Genomic DNA, 17,595 nt, shown 5'->3' on the forward strand with positions numbered 1-17,595 from the left:
CAGCTTCCAGCACTGACTAAGGTAAATTTGTATCGTGACTTCTCAGCAGAAACCCTTTTACATCACCACAGCTATCTCCTACCCGAACGGCACCCCACATATTGGGCATGCCTACGAGGTTGTCGCAACGGATGCCATGGCGCGTTTCAAGCGGCTTGACGGTTATGACGTCTTCTTTCTGACCGGTACGGACGAACATGGTCAGAAGATGATGCAGACTGCGGAGAATGAGGGCATCACCCCAGCGCAGCTGGCGCAGCGCAACTCGGATGCGTTCCAGTCGATGAATGATGAATTGGGCACGAGCTACGACCGTTTCATTCGGACCACAGACGCGGACCATCACGCTGCGGCGCAGGAGCTGTGGCGCCGGATGGAAGCCAACGACGATATTTATCTGGACAAGTACGCCGGCTGGTACTCGGTTCGTGATGAAGCCTTCTACACCGAAGAACAGACCGAGGTACGCGAAGACGGTATCCGGTACACGACCGAAACCGACACCGAGGTAACTTGGACCGAGGAAGAATCTTATTTCTTCCGACTGTCCAAGTACCAGGACAAGCTGCTGGCTCACTACGAAGAGAACGCTGATTTCGGTGCCCCGCGATCACGGTTCAACGAAGTTGTTCGTTTCGTTGAAGGCGGGCTGACTGACCTTTCGATTTCGCGCACAACCTTCGACTGGGGAATCCCGGTTCCAGGCAACGAGAAGCATGTCATGTACGTATGGGTCGATGCCCTGACGAACTACTTGACCGGTGCAGGCTTCCCCGACGTGGAATCTGCGTCTTTCCAGAAGTACTGGCCCGCAGACGTACACGTTATCGGCAAGGACATTTCCCGGTTCCATGCCATCTACTGGCCGGCCTTCCTCATGTCGGCAAAGCTGCCGGTGCCCAAACGTGTAATGATTCATGGCTTCTTGCACAATAACGGTGTGAAGATGTCCAAGTCTTTGGGCAATACCGTGTCACCCGATGATTTTGTGGCTCGGTATGGACTCGACCAGGTGCGCTACTTCTTCCTGCGTGAAGTGACCTTTGGCGCTGATGGTAGCTACAACCATGACACCATTGTTGCGCGCATTAATGGCGATCTCGCCAATAACTTTGGAAACCTCGCGCAGCGATCGCTTTCCATGGTGGCCAAGAACTGCGGGGGCGTCGTGCCGGCACCCGGGCAGCTGCTGGAAGCCGATGAGCAGATACTGGCTGCCGCCTCAAAGCTTTTGGAAATCAATCAGGAAGCATATGACCGCCAAGACTTCAGTCGGGCTTTGGAAGCCGTCTGGCACGTCTTGGGTGACACCAATGCGTACTTCGCCGAGCAGGAACCCTGGAAGCTGAAGAAAACCGATCCAGCACGCATGGAAACGGTTCTCTACGTGACCATTGAAATTGTTCGCAAGGTCGCGATGCTCCTGCAGCCGGTCCTGCCGCAGACTATGACCGGCATGCTTGACCTGCTCGCAGTAGGGCAGGGGACCGCACGCAATTTCGAGAACTTTGACACCGTCCTGGTGCCGGGAACCGAATTGCCAGCACCGGCTCCGGTTTTCCCGCGGTACGAAGAAGAAAAGTAAGCCTGAAAACTTAGAGCTCCAAGCTTGGTTTCAACACCAGGCTTGGAGCTCTAAGTTTAATCGGTAAGCGCTAGGCGCTGACTACACCGGTCTGGTAGGCAATCACCACGGCCTGGACCCGGTCACGGGCACCGAGCTTGGCAAGAATGTGTCCCACATGAGTTTTTACCGTGGCCTCGGATAGAAACAGATCTCTCGCGATCTCTGGATTCGAACGCCCTAAGGCGATGTGTCCAAAGACTTCGCGTTCACGAGGTGTCAAGGACTCTACGGCGGACATCAACGTATCGTTGGTTTGAGATGAGCGTTTTAGCAGCGGGGCCATGTGGTCCAGAAGCCTTCTTGTTGTCGAAGGCGCAATCACGGCGTCCCCGCGGTTTACCGTACGCACCGATTCCAGCAGCTCTTCGGGAGGAGCATCCTTGAGCAGGAAACCGCTCGCTCCAGCCTGAATGGCGCTGAACGCATACTCGTCCATATCAAAAGTGGTCAGCACAATGATGCGAGGCGCGGGCTTGGATTGATCCTTAGAGGCCAGTAGCCGTTCGGTCGTTTCGATTCCATCCATTTCCGGCATGCGGACGTCCATCAATATGATGTCTGCAGAGGCCAGTGAGGGAGAGGCCAACGCCTCGCGTCCGTTGGAAGCCTCGGCGACAACATTCATATCCGGTTGGGAATTGATGAGCATTCGGAAACCGCTACGAACCAGAAGCTGGTCATCGACCAAGGCGACTGTAATTGGCTCACTGGTGGTCATTCTATTTAGTCCTCGGAGTAGGGGATGAACACAGAGACGGCAAAACCTCCGCCTGGATGCGGAGCAGCGGTGCTGGTTCCATCGTATAGGGAGACTCGTTCGTGCAATCCGCGCAGACCTTGGCCGGTGCCAGCGATACCCAAGCTTCCTGCGCCCCGGCCGTCATCGATGACGCTTATTTCGATACCTCGATTAGTCCAGCTCAGGGTCACGTTCGTGGTTGACCTTGGGCCCGCGTGTTTCATGACATTTGTCAGCGCTTCCTGCACGCAGCGGTACGCGGTCAGCTCCGCTCCGGTTGGCAACTGGCGACGCGGCGATCCTTTGACCTGAAAATAAACTTCCAGTCCGGACCTCAGGGCAGTTTCAACCAACTCTTGAATGTTTTCCAGTGTTGGCAACGGGCGGTGATCAACCTCTTCATCTGTGCGCAGCACGCCCAATAAGCGTCGCATTTCGCGCAGTGAGGAGCGCCCCGCGTCAGAAACCGTCTTCAAGGTTTCAACCGCAATATTTGGGTCCTGTGCGGCCGCGTAGCGTGCACCATCTGCCTGGGTAATAATCACCGAGAGCGAGTGGGCCACGATGTCATGCATTTCTCTGGCGATATGGTTTCGTTCATCTGAGGCTGCTAGCTCACGTTCAATCAACCGTTCGTTTTCCAAGCGTTGTGCATGCGCGCGCAAGGCGTTCAGGGTTTGCCGCCGGCTTCGGGCGAGATCACCAAAGGTCCAGGCCAGCGTTACCACCAGCGATAAGCCCACAAAGGAGATGATCATGTCAAAGGATAAGGCGGCTTGACCGTAGGAGCCCGGGCCAAAGATGTTAAAGGTTGCAAGAATCGCACCGAGCAACCCCACGCCTAAGGTAGCGAAGGATTGCCACCGCTTCCCGTAGACGGCCATGGTGTAAATCAGCAAGGGAACCGATAGCTGCGAGGGAAGGAAGAATCCCTGGAAGAACAGCTGCATGAGGTGAGCGCAGGCTACGACAATCGTGACGCCCCATGGATAGCGGCGGCGAACCATCAGGGGGGCCGATTGCAAAATGGCGATGGCAAATAAACTAAGGGCGAAACCCATGCCGTCCCCGGCGCCCATGGCAAGCGCGACCCCTGTGCACATCAAAGTATAGAAAGCGCCGGTGAACAAATCGATCCGGCCTGGATTCGAACGAATCCACCGGTCGATGCGCCGGTGTGGATTATTAAAGATCAACTGTTCCCTCGTGCCTAAAGACTTCTACTACTCGAGTCTAGTCAGCGTTCAGAGCCCCGTCCTCATGCCACGGTTTGATGTTCTCATGACTTACATAGAAATGATTCTCAGTATTTGAGATGGGTTCTCAAATGGTGGATTTGCTTCGTTATGATGAAAACATGGGAAACGTCATTAATATTGCTGTCATTCCAGGCGACGGTATCGGCCCAGAAGTGGTTGCCGAAGCCGTGAAGGTCCTGAAGTTCGTGACCAACGGTGGAGGTCAACAAGTTGATCTCACCGAATACACGTTGGGTGCGGAACACTGGCTCAAAACGGGGGAGACCCTGACAGATGAGACGCTCGAAGCCATCAAGCAGCATGATGCCATCCTGTTTGGCGCGGTCGGCGCGGCTCCGGGCGACACGAGAATCCCCTCGGGAATCATTGAGCGTGAACTGCTGTTGAAGCTGCGCTTCTCGTTGGATCATTTCGTGAACCTGCGCCCCGCCAAGCTCTACGCTGGAATCGAAAGCCCGCTGGCTAACCCGGGTGACATCGATTTCGTAGTCGTCCGCGAGGGCACCGAAGGCCCGTACGTTGGAAACGGCGGCTCGGTGCGTACCGGGACCCCGCATGAAATCGCGACCGAGGTTTCAGTGAACACCGCCTACGGTGTTGAACGTGTAGTTCGTGATGCCTTCACCCGCGCAGCCGCCCGGGAGCGCAAGCATGTGACCTTGGTCCACAAGCACAATGTGTTGGTTTATGCCGGACATTTGTGGCGGCGCACGGTAGAGATGGTGGCACCGGAATTCCCAGAGGTGACCCACGACTACCTGCACGTTGATGCAGCGACCATCTTCTTGACCACCGATCCATCCCGATTCGACGTCATTGTGACCGATAACCTATTTGGTGACATCCTCACCGACCAGGCCGGCGCCATCACCGGCGGCATTGGACTGGCGGCTAGCGGCAACATCAACATGGACCGTACCTATCCATCCATGTTCGAACCGGTCCACGGCTCTGCTCCCGACATCGCCGGCCAGCAGAAGGCTGATCCTACCGCCGCAATTCTGTCGGTGGCGCTGATGCTGGATCACCTCGGCATGTCTGCCGAAGCGGCTACCGTTGAGCAAGCTGTCGAAAAAGAGATCACTTCACGCCAAGAATTGACCGATCACCGCACCACAAGTGAAATTGGCGATGCAATCGTGTCGCTACTGGCATAAGCTAAAAGCGATGTAACTCGATTATCCGCTAATCGAGAAGCAAATCCACGGACGGGTGTTCCGCCAATGGCGTGGGGCACCCGTTATTCGTTAATTGAGCAAGGAAGTCCTGAGGCAGATGGAATTCAACGAAAATCTTTCATCGAATCGCAAGAGCGCAGAAGAACGCGCCGCCGTTCTGGCCAACCCGGGGTTCGGAGACTTCTTCACCGACCACACCGTGGTCATTGACTGGACCGCCACCTCCGAGCCCGGCTCGGGCCAGTGGCATGACGCGCGGATTGAGCCGTACGGGCCGATCGCCATGGATCCCGCCGCTTCGGTACTGCACTATGGCCAGGAGATCTTTGAGGGCCTGAAGGCCTACCGTCACGAAGATGGTTCGGTCTGGACCTTCCGCCCCCATGCAAACGCTGCTCGCTTGAATAAGTCGGCAGCTCGGCTCGCCCTGCCGCAGCTTGATGATGAAGTCTTCGTTGAGTCCCTGCGCAAAATCGTCGCTACCGACATTGAGTGGGTTCCAACCGGTGATGGGGAAGCTCTGTACCTGCGCCCATTCATGATCGCTACCGAGGCGTTTCTGGGTGTACGCGCGGCACGCGAAGTGTCCTACCGTGTGATTGCCTCACCGGCCGGAAACTACTTCGGTGGAGAGCTGAAGCCGGTGGGCATTTGGGTATCCAAGAACTACGCACGCGCAGGCCGCGGTGGTACCGGATCGGCTAAATGCGGTGGCAACTACGCAGCATCTTTGGTGGCTCAGCTCGAGGCGGAAGAAAACGGGTGCAAGCAAGTACTCTTCCTTGATTCTTTCAATGACAATGCGGTGGAAGAGCTCGGCGGAATGAACGTGTTCTTCGTGACCAAGGATAAAAAGCTGGTCACTCCGGCGTTGACCGGCACCATCCTCGAAGGAGTCACACGTTCCTCGATCATCCAGCTTGCCAAGGACCGCGGCATGGACGTTGAAGAGCGAAAGATCACTCTGGATGAGTGGCGGGACGGCATCGCGAATGGTGATATCACTGAAGTCTTTGCCTGCGGCACCGCTGCGGTCATCACTCCAATTGGCGTGCTGAAGAATGGTGGCGAACTAATCGGCGATGAAAATGCGCCGGCCGGTGAAATCACCATGTCGATTCGTGAAGAGCTTCTCGGTATCCAGCGTGGAACCGTAGAGGACCGTCACGGCTGGCTGGAGCGACTGGCCTAAAAGCGCAGTAAAAATTCGCTAGAATAGCCCGTGTAAGTACCTTTTACATGGGTTATTCTAATTTTTGACGTTGGAGAAATCATAGATGCGCATACTTGTCACCGGCGGTGCTGGATATATAGGCTCGCACACGGTACTTTTGCTTTTGCAGGAAGGGCACCAAGTATCAGTCATTGATAACTTTAGTAATTCGTCTCCAGAGTCTCTTCGCAGAGTGGTTGGTCTTGCCGGACGGAGTCTGAATGCATACCACATCGATCTCTTAGACGCGGAAAGTTTGAGTCAAGCCGTCGGTGAGATCAAGCCGGAGGCAGTCATTCATTTTGCCGGGCTTAAAGCTGTTGGCGAGTCGGTAGCTCAGCCGCTTAAGTATTACAAGAACAATGTCGTCGGCACCCTGAACTTACTTGATGCTATGAGTGAAGCTGAATGTCGAACCATCGTTTTTAGCTCTTCTGCCACTGTTTATGGAGATTCGACAGATCTACCGCTACATGAAAACACACGAAGAAACGCTACAAATCCCTATGGGCGCACGAAATTGCATATCGAGGAGATGCTTGAAGAGCTGGCAGAGTCAGACTCGCGCTGGCATATTGCTAATCTCCGTTACTTTAATCCGGTTGGTGCACACGAGTCGGGACTAATTGGGGAAGACCCGCAAGGAATTCCGAATAACCTGATGCCTTTTGTGGCTCAAGTAGCCATTGGAAAACGCGCCGAAGTACAAGTATTCGGCGGCGACTATTCAACCGCTGACGGCACGGGCGTGCGCGATTACATCCATGTCTTGGATCTCGCAACTGGGCATCTGGCCGCACTCGACTATCTGTCTAATTCTCAAGGTGTGCATGTTTGGAATCTAGGTACTGGTGCTGGTTCCAGCGTGTTGGAAGTAATAGACGCGTTCGCTCGAATCTCCGGGCGGCCGGTTCCCTATCGAATCACGGAGCGTCGTCCAGGCGACGTCGCAGAAAGTTACGCACACCCTGAAAAGGCTCGCCTAGATCTTGGATGGAAAGCCGAACGTGGTTTAGAACAAATGGTCGCAGACATGTGGAATTGGCAGTCCAATAATCCCGACGGATTTCCGGAAGATGACCCTCAACTTATCAACGCCGAATCGTTACAAGATTTTATCTGTGGAACTAGTCGTACAGTCATTGAGTAGCAGGCATCTGTACTTTCTCAGTCCACCACAGGGGCGGACCCGGTCAGTTATTTCTCACTTCGGTCAATGCCTTGGAAGATAGTGCGGCGGACCGGATGCAGTAAATGTGAAAACCGAACTTTTCAACTTTCAATTTGCCGCGTGGTGTCGTTACTGAAATATCAGGCTTCGATAAACGCGTCTTTTATCCGCTATGCTGGCGTATTTCATGAGCGTAAGGAAGTAGTTAGTGGCAGAAGACGAGGGGCGTTCGGCGAAACGAATCAGCCGAAGAGTAGTTTTGACTCTCGGAGCGGTCACCGCAGGGGCAATTGTCTACAATCAACTTCCGGACTCTGGACCTAGCGAATCGTCGGTTTCTTCCAAACCGATCGCTCCGACGAAAACTCCACAGCCTAAACCGGTTCTCAGCAATCGTGATCCCTCAGTTATCGCACTACTCAAACGCACTCGCAACACCACCGGTGCACTGCAAAATCATGAAGGAGCCTTCCCGGCCACGAAAATTAGGCGTGTGGAACCGCTGCCCGGTATTGAAAAGTCCGGGCTTCCCTGGTTGGCAGTGTCGATTGTCGGCCCCGCCCACCAACTTCAAATAGTGGATCCGCGGCGAACTTCCCCCGTGCACGTTGTGGACGTTCCCAACAGCCATAGTGGTGGAATCCAATCCATGAAATGGCACAAAGCGAGCAAGACCCTATATCTAGCAACGCGCAATTCGCTTTTGGTTTGGAAGCCATCAAGCCCTTCGGTGACGACCGTGGTGGGTGAGGTTCCCAATGCCTCCACGATCTATGATCTGCAAATAGATTCCAAGGGGACTGTTTGGGGCGGAACTTATCCGCTGGGCGCTGCCTTTAACTACACTCCCAAGACGCGCAAGGTCCAGGTCTTTGAGCGGGTTGCGGCCGATACTGACTATGTCCGCCGCGTGGCCATTGACGAGAACGACGTCGTGTGGCTAGGCACAGGTTCGCGTAGTCCAAGACTATTTCGTTTCTCCGCGAGTGCTCCCAAGAAGACCACCGAGATCGCTCTGCCAGAGCCCAAGGCCACTGGCTTTATCTCATCATTGAAAGCGATTGGAAATAGAATTGTCGTTTCGGTCGATACCACATCGGGACAATTGCTGTTCAATCCGCAAGCAAATTCTTGGGACGGAACGGTGGAACGGGTTTGGTCAGGTCGCAAAGCCTCCGCGGTGACTCCTAAGGCAAAGAATTTCTACAGCGTGAGCAATGGTCAACTCTTTGCGACCAACATTTCCTCTTGGGAAGACCAGCTGGTCGGCAATATTTCTGCCAGTTCTGCACTCAGCATCTATGCCACCGAAAGTCAGATCGTTGTCGTCTCGTCGAATGCAACGGGCCTGCAGATTGAAGTGGTAAGACTTTCGAGTCAATCGGTGCAATTGGTGAATACCGTGGCCCTGGCAAAAGGCGAGTTCGTGGTGCAATCCCTGATGGCGCATTCGGACGGCAACGTGTATGTCGGAGGCTATATGGGCGCCGGCATAACCTCGATCAACCCTGATACGGGACAACGATGGACATCACCAGCGGACCAAAATGTGATTAACCAGATCGAAGGCATGATCGAATTCAATGCCGGTAAAACTCTGGTTGGATCGTACGGGTCGGCTGACGTCGTGCGCATCAACAGTGCAGCCAAAAATAAGGCCGAGGGCTATCTGAGAATCGAACGGCTCGCAACGAATTACGAGCAATCCAGAATTTTCGCCTGGGCGAAGAACTCGAAAAACGTCTTCTTCGGAACTGTTCCGGAGTACGGACGTTCGGGCGGCGCCCTTGGAATGCTTGATTCTCACACCGATGAGATCATCTGGGTGCTGGACGGCAAGGGCCAAGGATTTATTACCGAGCATTCGATCACCGGTCTGGTTGCAGACGAAGAATATGTTTATGGCACCACCTCGGTGCGAAACGGATACGGCCTGCCAGACACAGAGGGGATCGCGAGGGTGTTTAAACTCCACATTGCGACGAAAGAAATCTCCTGGGATGTCGGGCCAAGGGCGAACTGCGGAGCACTGTACGCGCCAAAGCTCATTGCCGGATGGCTGCTCGTGGCTGATCTTGAAGGCGTGAACGTTTTGGATCCGGAGAGCGGAAGATTGCTCAGGAAGCATCGTCTGACCAATGCAAAGAACACAAGCTACCGGCCTGGATGGAAAAACGCGGACCTGGTTGTCTTAGAACAACAGGGCAAGGCGGTCCACAGCGCAGCTGGGACAACAACTGTCATAGACTTTCCGGCCGGGACTCGTGCAACCATTGGCAGCCCGCAGCTCACCCGTCAGTTTGGAAGTCGGCTTACCGCATCAAATGATGGCCGAGTCTTTGCGAACGCTGCGAAAACTTCAATTGCCGAATTGGACTTGCAACCAATTGCTGCCAAGACGAAATCCACAGGTACGCCGACACCAAAGGTGCCCGCGGCCACCAGTTCCAAGGCTCCTTAGCAGCAAATAACCGGCCTTCCGGAAACTGGAGCGCTACAGACAGTGCGCATGGCTTTAGCTAGATGTAGCAAATCGCACTCCGGCCAACGGATCGGCTTTCCGGCAACATGCGTTTCAGGGGAAAACATGCCCTAGGCTTATTACTATGCGCATTGCCAGATTTGTAGTTGATAGCGACCCTATGTACGGAGTCGTTGACGGAAACGATATCCACGTTTTGGCCGGAGATCCTTTCTTCCAGGGAATCAAGACCACCGGTGCCACGCACCAGTTAGACGACGTACGACTCGTTGCACCAATCATTCCACGGTCAAAAGTCATTGGATTCGGGCGGACCTACGGCGAGCATGCCAACGAGCTCGGCAACGAGATTCCTAGCGAACCGCTGATGTTCTTGAAGCCAAATACTTCGGTAGTTGGGCACGGCGACCCAGTGACACTTCCTTCGTTTTCCGAAGAAGTCTCCTTTGAAGGCGAACTAGCCTTGGTCATTGGACGTATCTGCAAGGATGTCCCTGCCGAAAAGGCAGCGGATGTGATCTTCGGATACACCGTGGCCAATGACCTCACCGCTCGCGATGCCCAGCGCACCGACCCGCAATGGGCGCGTGCCAAGGGCTTTGACGGCGCTTGCCCGCTGGGACCGTGGATTGAAACTCAGCTGGAAAACCCGGATGATGTGGGAATCGTCAGCCGCGTTAATGGTGAAGTCCGCCAAGACGGATCGACCAGCGAGATGATCTGGTCGGTGAATGATCTGGTGGCTCGGGCATCCGAAGCATTCACCTTGCTACCCGGAGACGTGATCCTCACCGGCACACCAGCAGGTGTTGGACTGGTCAATGAAGGCGATAACGTCGAGATTGAAGTTGAAGGTATCGGAACGCTGCGTAGCGTCTTCCGCCGCTAGGCCAACGGGACCGGCAAGGCCGGTTTGACCATAGCGCGCTGGTCTTCGCATCCTTATGTGATGCGAAGACCAGCGCGCTATTGTGCTTCTTGCCTTGCAACGAGACTAGAATGAAAACACCATGACTGATCTATCGCTGATTCCTACCGTGACCGACGAAACCCCGGTTCGCGTTCGTTTCTGCCCATCGCCTACGGGCACCCCGCATGTTGGCCTGATCCGTACTGCCTTGTTCAACTGGGCTTACGCACGCCACACCGGGGGCAAGATGATTTTCCGTATCGAAGATACGGATGCGAAGCGCGACTCCGAAGAAAGCTACAACCAGCTGCTGGACGCCTTGGCGTGGCTGGGCATCGACTGGGATGAAGGCGTCAATGTCGGTGGCCCGCATGAGCCTTACCGCCAGTCCCAGCGCGGCGACATCTACCAGGACGTCATTGCAAAACTTCGCGCTGCCGGGCACGTCTACGAGTCCTACTCCACCCCGGAAGAAGTCGAGGCACGCCACAAGGCAGCAGGCCGTGACCCAAAGCTGGGTTATGACAACTTTGACCGCGACCTGAGTGACGAGCAAATCGCCGCGTTCAAGGCCGAGGGCCGCGAACCGGTGCTGCGCATTCGCATGCCAGAAGAAGACCTCACCTTCACCGACCTGGTCCGCGGCGAAATCACCTTCAAGCCGGGCACCATTCCAGACTTCGTGGTGGTTCGGGCAAATGGCCAGCCGTTGTACACCCTGGTGAATCCCGTGGACGATGCCTTGATGGGCATTACTCACGTGCTGCGTGGTGAAGACCTGCTCTCTTCCACTCCTCGCCAGATCGTGCTCTACCGCGCCTTGATCGACATCAAGGTGGCTCAGTACATGCCGTTGTTCGGCCACCTTCCCTACGTGATGGGCCAGGGCAATAAGAAGCTCTCCAAGCGAGACCCTGAGTCGAGCTTGTTCCTGCACCGCGACCGCGGCTTCATCCCCGAAGGATTGCTGAACTACCTCTCGCTCTTGGGCTGGTCGCTGAGCGCTGATGAAGACATCTTCACTCGTGAACAGCTAATCGAAGCCTTTGATGTCAAAGACGTGCTGTCCAACCCCGCACGTTTCGACCTGAAAAAGGCGGAAGCCATTAACGGCACCCACGTACGCCTGCTCGCGCCACAGGACTTCCGTGACCGGCTAGTTCCGTACCTGCAGGCTGCCGAGCTAGTTGGATCCGAACTTACCTCTCGCGAAAACGAAGTCCTTGATGCGGCAGCACCGTTGGTCCAGGAACGCATTGGGCTATTGGGCGAAGCTGCAGAGATGATGGAATTCCTCTTCAAAACTGATGACCAGATCGTGATTGACGACAAGGCTCTGAAGGGAATGCCAACGAATCTTGTCGAGGTCGTTGAAGCGAGCATTCAGGCATTGGAGGGTGTCCAAACCTGGAACGCCGAAGCCATTCAGGAAGCGCTGCGTGCGAAGCTGATTGACGAGCTTGAATTGAAGCCACGCCAGGCTTTCGGGCCGGCACGTGTGGCTGTCTCCGGAAAGCGTGTTTCGCCACCGCTGTTCGAGTCAATGGAAATTCTGGGCCGGGAATCCAGCCTGAACCGTCTTCGCGTGTTCGGCGAATCCCGCTAGCAGGGCATAACCTGGAATGAAGAACGCCTTCGATACCTCTGTCCTTACGGATTGACGTCTCGAAGGCGTTTTCATTGATATTGACGATACCTTGGTGGATTTGCGTACTGATGCCATCGAGGTGTTTATCGCGATGTCCGGAGAACTCACATTCTAAGGACAGCGCCAACAGCGTTTGACTTGTTCCTCAGAACTCGCCGGGCAAGAGAAGGTCCGCGATGACGAGTTTCGCACCCGGGTCGAAGAGTACGAGTCGTTACCAGCGAATGAAGCTGGAGGCTGCGGGCCTTTCGGGTTTCTCCGTGGTGATGGGGGCTAATGCTGCGGGCGCTCCGAAACCAGATCCGGCACCATCCTGGCAGGTTGCTCTGCATTGGCAACTTTGCCCGCTGGAAAGCTGTACACCGGAGATTATCGCGCTAATGTCGTGCCCGTCGCGAAGAACGCGGGACTCGCCGCAGTCTTGGCCGTCCGCACAATGGAGCGTGAGCCCCACTTCGGAGGCATGGTGGCCGGCCTAGCAGGGCCCGCCTCTCTGCTGCGGAGAATCCGCGTGACTCACGACGGGCGCTGAGTGCGCACTATCAATTTGTCATGGCTCGGCTACGTGGGTATAGTTAATTCTCGTGCTGCGGCGTGCGATCCGAATACCTTGGAGGTATTTTGATCAAATGCCCAAGTCACATTGGGATATGGTGTAATTGGCAACACAACGGTTTCTGGTTCCGTCATTCTAGGTTCGAGTCCTGGTATCCCAGCGCTTCACCAGAGAAATTTGGTGAGTTGAAGAGAAATCTTCAGCGTACGGCCCCATCGTATAGCGGCCTAGTACTCCGCCCTCTCACGGCGGCAACACGGGTTCGAATCCCGTTGGGGTCACGAAAACCACGACACGGTCGTGGTTTTTTCCTTTAACCGGCCAAAGCATTCGTGTGCTGATGGCAGAGCGCTTTCCATAAGGCATGATGGAGCTTATGGAGTCCACATCATTGCCGCAGGAGCCGGCCGAACCGGCGAACCAGCTACCTGACGCCGGTGCCGTTCAGCTACTGGATCGCTTTGCCAAGCTCGAATCGTCATTAAATGATCTGAACTTTATCCTCTCCACCTCGCATTCAGCTCCCGGCGGCGAACAGCTAAGAGTGAAGGCTTTGCACCAGATTAATGATTATCTGGAACCTCGTCTCAAGAACTTGAACGCCCCGCTGCTGGCTGTGGTTGGTGGATCAACCGGTGCCGGAAAATCTACGTTGGTGAACTCCCTGCTCGGCGACCAGATAAGCCGCTCCGGCGCCGTGCGACCCACCACGCGAACGCCCGTGCTTGCGGTGAACCCCGCAGACGAACCTTGGTTCGCAAACGAGCGGGTACTTCCTGAACTGACTCGGCTGAGTGGGGCAGGCTTCAGCGCAGGGCATGGGATGGATCGCCACGACGCGCTGCTTGTCGTGCCGCATCCGAACGTTCCACGCGGACTGGCGATCCTCGACGCACCGGACATCGATTCGGTTTCCGATGACAATCGCGCCCTGGCTGGTCAGCTCTTGAACGCCGCAGACCTCTGGATCTTCGTCACCACGGCAAACCGTTATGCCGACGCTATTCCGTGGGAAGTACTGACCGAGGCAGGCGCTCGAGAAATCACCGTATGCGTGATTCTCAACCGTGTCCCGGCCGGCGCCGAAACGGATATCGTTCCGGACCTCGAACGGTTGCTTGCCGCAAAAAACCTGGACCCCAAACTACTCCATGTAATCAATGAAGTTCAGCTGGACGAGCAAGCAATGATTCCCGGTGAACGAATCGAACCTTTTTCGGCTTGGCTGAATTCCCTGGCTGCTGACGCTACCGAACGCCAACGCATCGCTGAGCAAACGCTCGAAGGCGCTATCAGGAGATTGCACGAAGACCTCCACGCGCTCAGCGAAGAAGCCGAAGACCAGGACTCGCAGCTCAAAGCCCTGGGGAAGGTCGCCACCGAACGTTTTGATTTTGCCGTGGGCAAAACCACGGAGGCATTGAACGACGGTTCGCTGCTTCGAGGCGAGATCCTCGCCAGATGGCAAGATTTTGTGGGAGCCGGCGAACTACTGCGCGGCATTGAAGGCGTCATAGGCAGAATCCGAGATCGAGTCGGTTCCTTTTTCAGCGGGAAGCCGGTGGCGACTCATCGGGTGGAAGAAGCGATAGAATCTGGGCTTCACACCGTATTGGTCAGCGAAATCACCAATGCTTTCCAGGACATTGATCGTAACTGGCGCAATACACCCATCGGGACACATCTTTTAGCATCGCTCCCGGCCGAACGCCCCGGCAAAGACCTTGAGGTCCGGGCCGCGGATAGCATCCGGGTGTGGCAGAAAGATGTCTTGGAAATGATCCGGAGCGAGGGGGCTGGCAAACGAAAAACCGCGAGGATTGCCGCCTTCGGCGTCAATGGGGTGGCGGTAGCGCTCATGGTTGTGGTCTTCGCTTCTACCGCAGGCATGACCGGGCTGGAACTAGGCATCGCCGGTGGCTCTGCCGTTGTCGGGCAGAAATTATTGGAAGCTATATTCGGTGAAGAAGCAGTTCGGCGTATGGCCATGCGCGCACGAACCATGTTGGAAGCCAGAACACGCGAACTCATGGACGAGAATCTGGCTGTCTATCAGGGAGAGATCGAAGCTAATCTTCAGCCGGTCATCGTGCAAGAACTACGCGAACAAGTCAACGGACTGCGCAGGGGAGGATTCAAGGCATGAGCGAGCGGAAGGTGAATCGTGCTCATTCGGGACTTAGCGAGCAAATCGACGCGGTGGTTTCGGCAATGCAAATTGCCGAACCCTATCTTGAACCTGAAGTGGTTGACCACGCTGCGGTGGTCATCGAACGAGCAGAAGCCCGCCGCCAGCTGTCGGCAGACCACGTGGTCTTCGGGCTGTTCGGAGCGACAGGCAGCGGTAAATCATCGCTTTTCAACGCCCTTATCGGTTCCGATATTGCGCAAACTGGCGTCATTCGGCCCACCACTACCAAGACGGTGGGCGCCATCTGGCAGCCGGAAGGCGCCGGTGAGCTGCTCGATTGGCTCGAAGTCAGCGAGCGTCATGTCCTTGATTCCCAGGTGCTCGGTGCGGAAGCGAAGAAATCACAGGACCTAGCCGGAGGGCTGATCCTGCTTGACCTGCCGGATATGGATTCAACCTCCACCGAGCACCATCAGATCGCGTCGCGTCTGGCGGGGCAAGTCGATTACCTGGTATGGGTATTAGATCCCCAGAAGTATGCCGACGCTTCGATCCATCATGGATACCTCAGCGAACTTTCAGGACAGCGCGGAAACCTCTTAGTGGTGCTCAACCAGATAGACACCATTGCGCCTAACGACCGGGAAGCTGTGAGCGGTTCCTTGGCCGCGTTGCTTGAAAGCGAAGGGGTTGGCCAGGTTCCCGTTATTCTGGCCTCAGCGCGTACCGGCGAAGGACTAGAGGGCATTCGTGGAAAGTTTGCTTCGGCACTGAAAACCAAGGTGCAGGCGACTCGGCGCTTACGCGCCGATGTTGACGAACTGCTGCGCACGCTTGAAGGTGAACTCGCCGTGCCCAAGGTCAGAATGCCAGGAGTGATGGAGCAATCCGACCTGGAGCGCAATATCGCCAAAGCTCATGGAACGCACCGCATCGCCGAGGCCGTGCAGACCTCATATAAGTTACGCGCCTCAACCAATACGGGCTGGCCGATCACCAGCTGGCTCACCCGACTGCGAAACGATCCGCTCAAGCGCATGAACCTTGGGCGTGGAATCGAAAAGCCAGAAATCTCATTGACATCTCGCCCGGATCTTTCGGTGGCCGAAAATGCGGCGGTTGACCAATCAATAGGGCGCTATCTTGGCGAAGCCACCGAAGATCTGTCGCCACGCTGGTCCCAATCATTGAAGGACGGCGTGCATGAGCAGAAGGAACAACTAGCCAACGATATTGATATAGCCATTGCCAGCAGCACCTTGGGCGTTGAAAAGAAGTCCTGGTGGTGGCCGGTCACCAAGTTTGTCCAATGGCTTGGCGTCATCGTGGCCCTGGCCGGCGCGTTATGGCTGGGCGGAATAGCGTTGGCCGCGTACTTCCAATTCGACCTGCCGCAGACGCCACGAGTCGAAGGGATCGCGATTCCCACGCTGATGGTTTTCACCGGGATACTTTTGGGCATAGTCCTCGGAATTCTTGGATCATTCGTCAATCGAATGGTCGCTAGACTGAAGCGTAGGAAAGCGCTTAAAAACCTCCAAAATTCAGTGTCGGGGGTCGTCCGTCGATATATCGTGGATCCCACTGCACACCACTTAGAGCAATACAACAGTTATGCAGCGTTGATTTCCAACGCGGCGAAGAAAGCCGAATAGCAACCTGTGACTAATCAACAGACTGACAATAGCCCGACCGTGGGCGACATTGGTGAACAAGGAATCTTGAACGAGATCCTCCCGCTCTTGGATGCCAAGGACGCGGGGCTCGGCCCAGGAGATGATGCCGGAGCGCTACGCGTTGCCGGGGGAGAAGTAGTCGTTTCCGTGGATACCATTGTCCAAGACCAAGATTTTCGTTTGGTGTGGCCCAGCGGACATGAACATGCCGCATATGACATCGGCTGGAAATCGATCGCGCAAAATGTCTCCGACATCAACGCCATGGGTGGCGTCCCTACAGGTGCCGTCATTTCACTTTCCATGCCAGCGGAGGTCTCGCTGGCCTGGGCCAAGGAATTTGCGCGTGGAATTGCTGCCGCGATTTCTTCGCTCGGGGCCGATCGCTTGGCCGTCTTAGGCGGTGACCTCAGTCGCTCATCAGAGATCTCGGTGACTACCACCGTATTGGGCGAGTGCGAATATGGAAAAATCCTTCGCACGGGGGCTAAACCCGGAGACCGGCTCGCCGTAGCTGGCCGACTTGGTGCAGCGGGGGCAGGGCTAGCCTTGCTGGAGGGAAAGCATGAAGCAACGACCTGGAGCCGCGCGGTGCTACGTCTTGCCGATGCCCAGTGCAAGCCAACTCCGCCTTTGGAGTCTGGCCCGAGAGCCGCTCAATCCGGCGCTCATGCCATGATGGATATTTCCGATGGGCTCGTCCGAGATGCCGGACGACTGGCCAAGGCGAGCCATGTCAGCTTCAAGTTGGATAAGTCCGCACTTGAAGTCTTTGCTCAGCGGCTGGAACCAGCGGCAAAACTCTTGGACCTTGATCCTATGCAATGGGTACTGCACGGCGGCGAGGACTTCGGATTGCTCGCTTGCTTCCCATCAGGCGTAGAGATTCCAGAGGAATTCTCGGTGGTGGGTGAAGTGGTGCCGCTGACCGGCCGGCGTTCCAATGTTTTCCTCAATGGAAAGCAGCTGGACTACCGAAGCGGTTTCGACCACTTCGGCTAAGCG

The 17,595-nt window shown here is 55.7% G+C and carries 12 protein-coding genes and 2 tRNA genes; 12 read left to right on the forward strand and 2 right to left on the reverse strand.

Annotated elements, in window-relative coordinates:
• The first annotated feature begins 34 nt into the window (after window positions 1-34).
• The gene (metG, locus tag ACT3UA_RS13015) at window positions 35-1,585 is read left to right on the forward strand and encodes a methionine--tRNA ligase (RefSeq protein ID WP_444616853.1); all 1,551 of its coding nucleotides are present in this window, start codon (window positions 35-37) and stop codon (window positions 1,583-1,585) included.
• Between the two features lie 70 nt (window positions 1,586-1,655).
• Here metG and ACT3UA_RS13020 read toward each other — a convergent pair whose 3' ends face one another.
• A complete protein-coding gene (locus ACT3UA_RS13020) occupies window positions 1,656-2,345 on the reverse strand; it encodes a response regulator (RefSeq protein ID WP_444616855.1) in 690 nt (229 codons plus the stop codon).
• 5 nt (window positions 2,346-2,350) lie between these two features.
• Window positions 2,351-3,562 (reverse strand): sensor histidine kinase, encoded by a 1,212-nt coding sequence (locus tag ACT3UA_RS13025; protein WP_444616857.1) that lies wholly within the window; start codon window positions 3,560-3,562, stop codon window positions 2,351-2,353.
• A gap of 161 nt (window positions 3,563-3,723) precedes the next feature.
• Here ACT3UA_RS13025 and ACT3UA_RS13030 point away from each other — a divergent pair, with 161 nt between their 5' ends.
• From ACT3UA_RS13030 to thiL, 11 genes are all read left to right on the forward strand, one after another.
• Window positions 3,724-4,782, forward strand: coding sequence for a 3-isopropylmalate dehydrogenase (locus ACT3UA_RS13030; RefSeq protein WP_105554632.1), 1,059 nt, complete (start codon window positions 3,724-3,726; stop codon window positions 4,780-4,782).
• A 118-nt stretch (window positions 4,783-4,900) separates the two neighbouring features.
• Complete coding sequence (locus tag ACT3UA_RS13035) at window positions 4,901-5,995, forward strand: branched-chain amino acid aminotransferase (RefSeq protein WP_444616859.1); 1,095 nt, start codon at window positions 4,901-4,903, stop codon at window positions 5,993-5,995.
• 85 nt (window positions 5,996-6,080) lie between these two features.
• The gene (gene galE, locus ACT3UA_RS13040) at window positions 6,081-7,166 is read left to right on the forward strand and encodes a UDP-glucose 4-epimerase GalE (RefSeq protein ID WP_444616861.1); all 1,086 of its coding nucleotides are present in this window, start codon (window positions 6,081-6,083) and stop codon (window positions 7,164-7,166) included.
• Between the two features lie 229 nt (window positions 7,167-7,395).
• Entirely contained in the window at window positions 7,396-9,648 is a 2,253-nt protein-coding gene (locus ACT3UA_RS13045) for a hypothetical protein (protein ID WP_444616863.1), read from the forward strand.
• A 145-nt stretch (window positions 9,649-9,793) separates the two neighbouring features.
• Window positions 9,794-10,558: a fumarylacetoacetate hydrolase family protein gene (locus tag ACT3UA_RS13050; protein ID WP_444616865.1), complete on the forward strand. Its 765-nt coding sequence runs from the start codon at window positions 9,794-9,796 to the stop codon at window positions 10,556-10,558.
• A 121-nt stretch (window positions 10,559-10,679) separates the two neighbouring features.
• Window positions 10,680-12,185, forward strand: a complete 1,506-nt coding sequence (gene gltX / locus ACT3UA_RS13055; RefSeq protein ID WP_444616867.1) for a glutamate--tRNA ligase — start codon at window positions 10,680-10,682, stop codon at window positions 12,183-12,185.
• A gap of 686 nt (window positions 12,186-12,871) precedes the next feature.
• A tRNA-Gln gene (locus ACT3UA_RS13060) sits at window positions 12,872-12,943 on the forward strand.
• A gap of 48 nt (window positions 12,944-12,991) precedes the next feature.
• Window positions 12,992-13,064: transfer RNA gene (locus ACT3UA_RS13065), tRNA-Glu, on the forward strand.
• Window positions 13,065-13,159: 95 nt separating this feature from the next.
• Window positions 13,160-14,929: a dynamin family protein gene (locus ACT3UA_RS13070; protein ID WP_444616869.1), complete on the forward strand. Its 1,770-nt coding sequence runs from the start codon at window positions 13,160-13,162 to the stop codon at window positions 14,927-14,929.
• The gene (locus ACT3UA_RS13075; protein ID WP_444616871.1) at window positions 14,926-16,569 is read left to right on the forward strand and encodes a GTPase; all 1,644 of its coding nucleotides are present in this window, start codon (window positions 14,926-14,928) and stop codon (window positions 16,567-16,569) included. The genes ACT3UA_RS13070 and ACT3UA_RS13075 overlap by 4 nt, the downstream gene beginning before the upstream one ends.
• 6 nt (window positions 16,570-16,575) lie before the next feature.
• A complete protein-coding gene (gene thiL / locus ACT3UA_RS13080) occupies window positions 16,576-17,592 on the forward strand; it encodes a thiamine-phosphate kinase (protein ID WP_444616873.1) in 1,017 nt (338 codons plus the stop codon).
• Window positions 17,593-17,595: the final 3 nt, after the last annotated feature.

Source organism: Glutamicibacter sp. 363, assembly GCF_052379505.1.
GTDB lineage: Bacteria > Actinomycetota > Actinomycetes > Actinomycetales > Micrococcaceae > Glutamicibacter.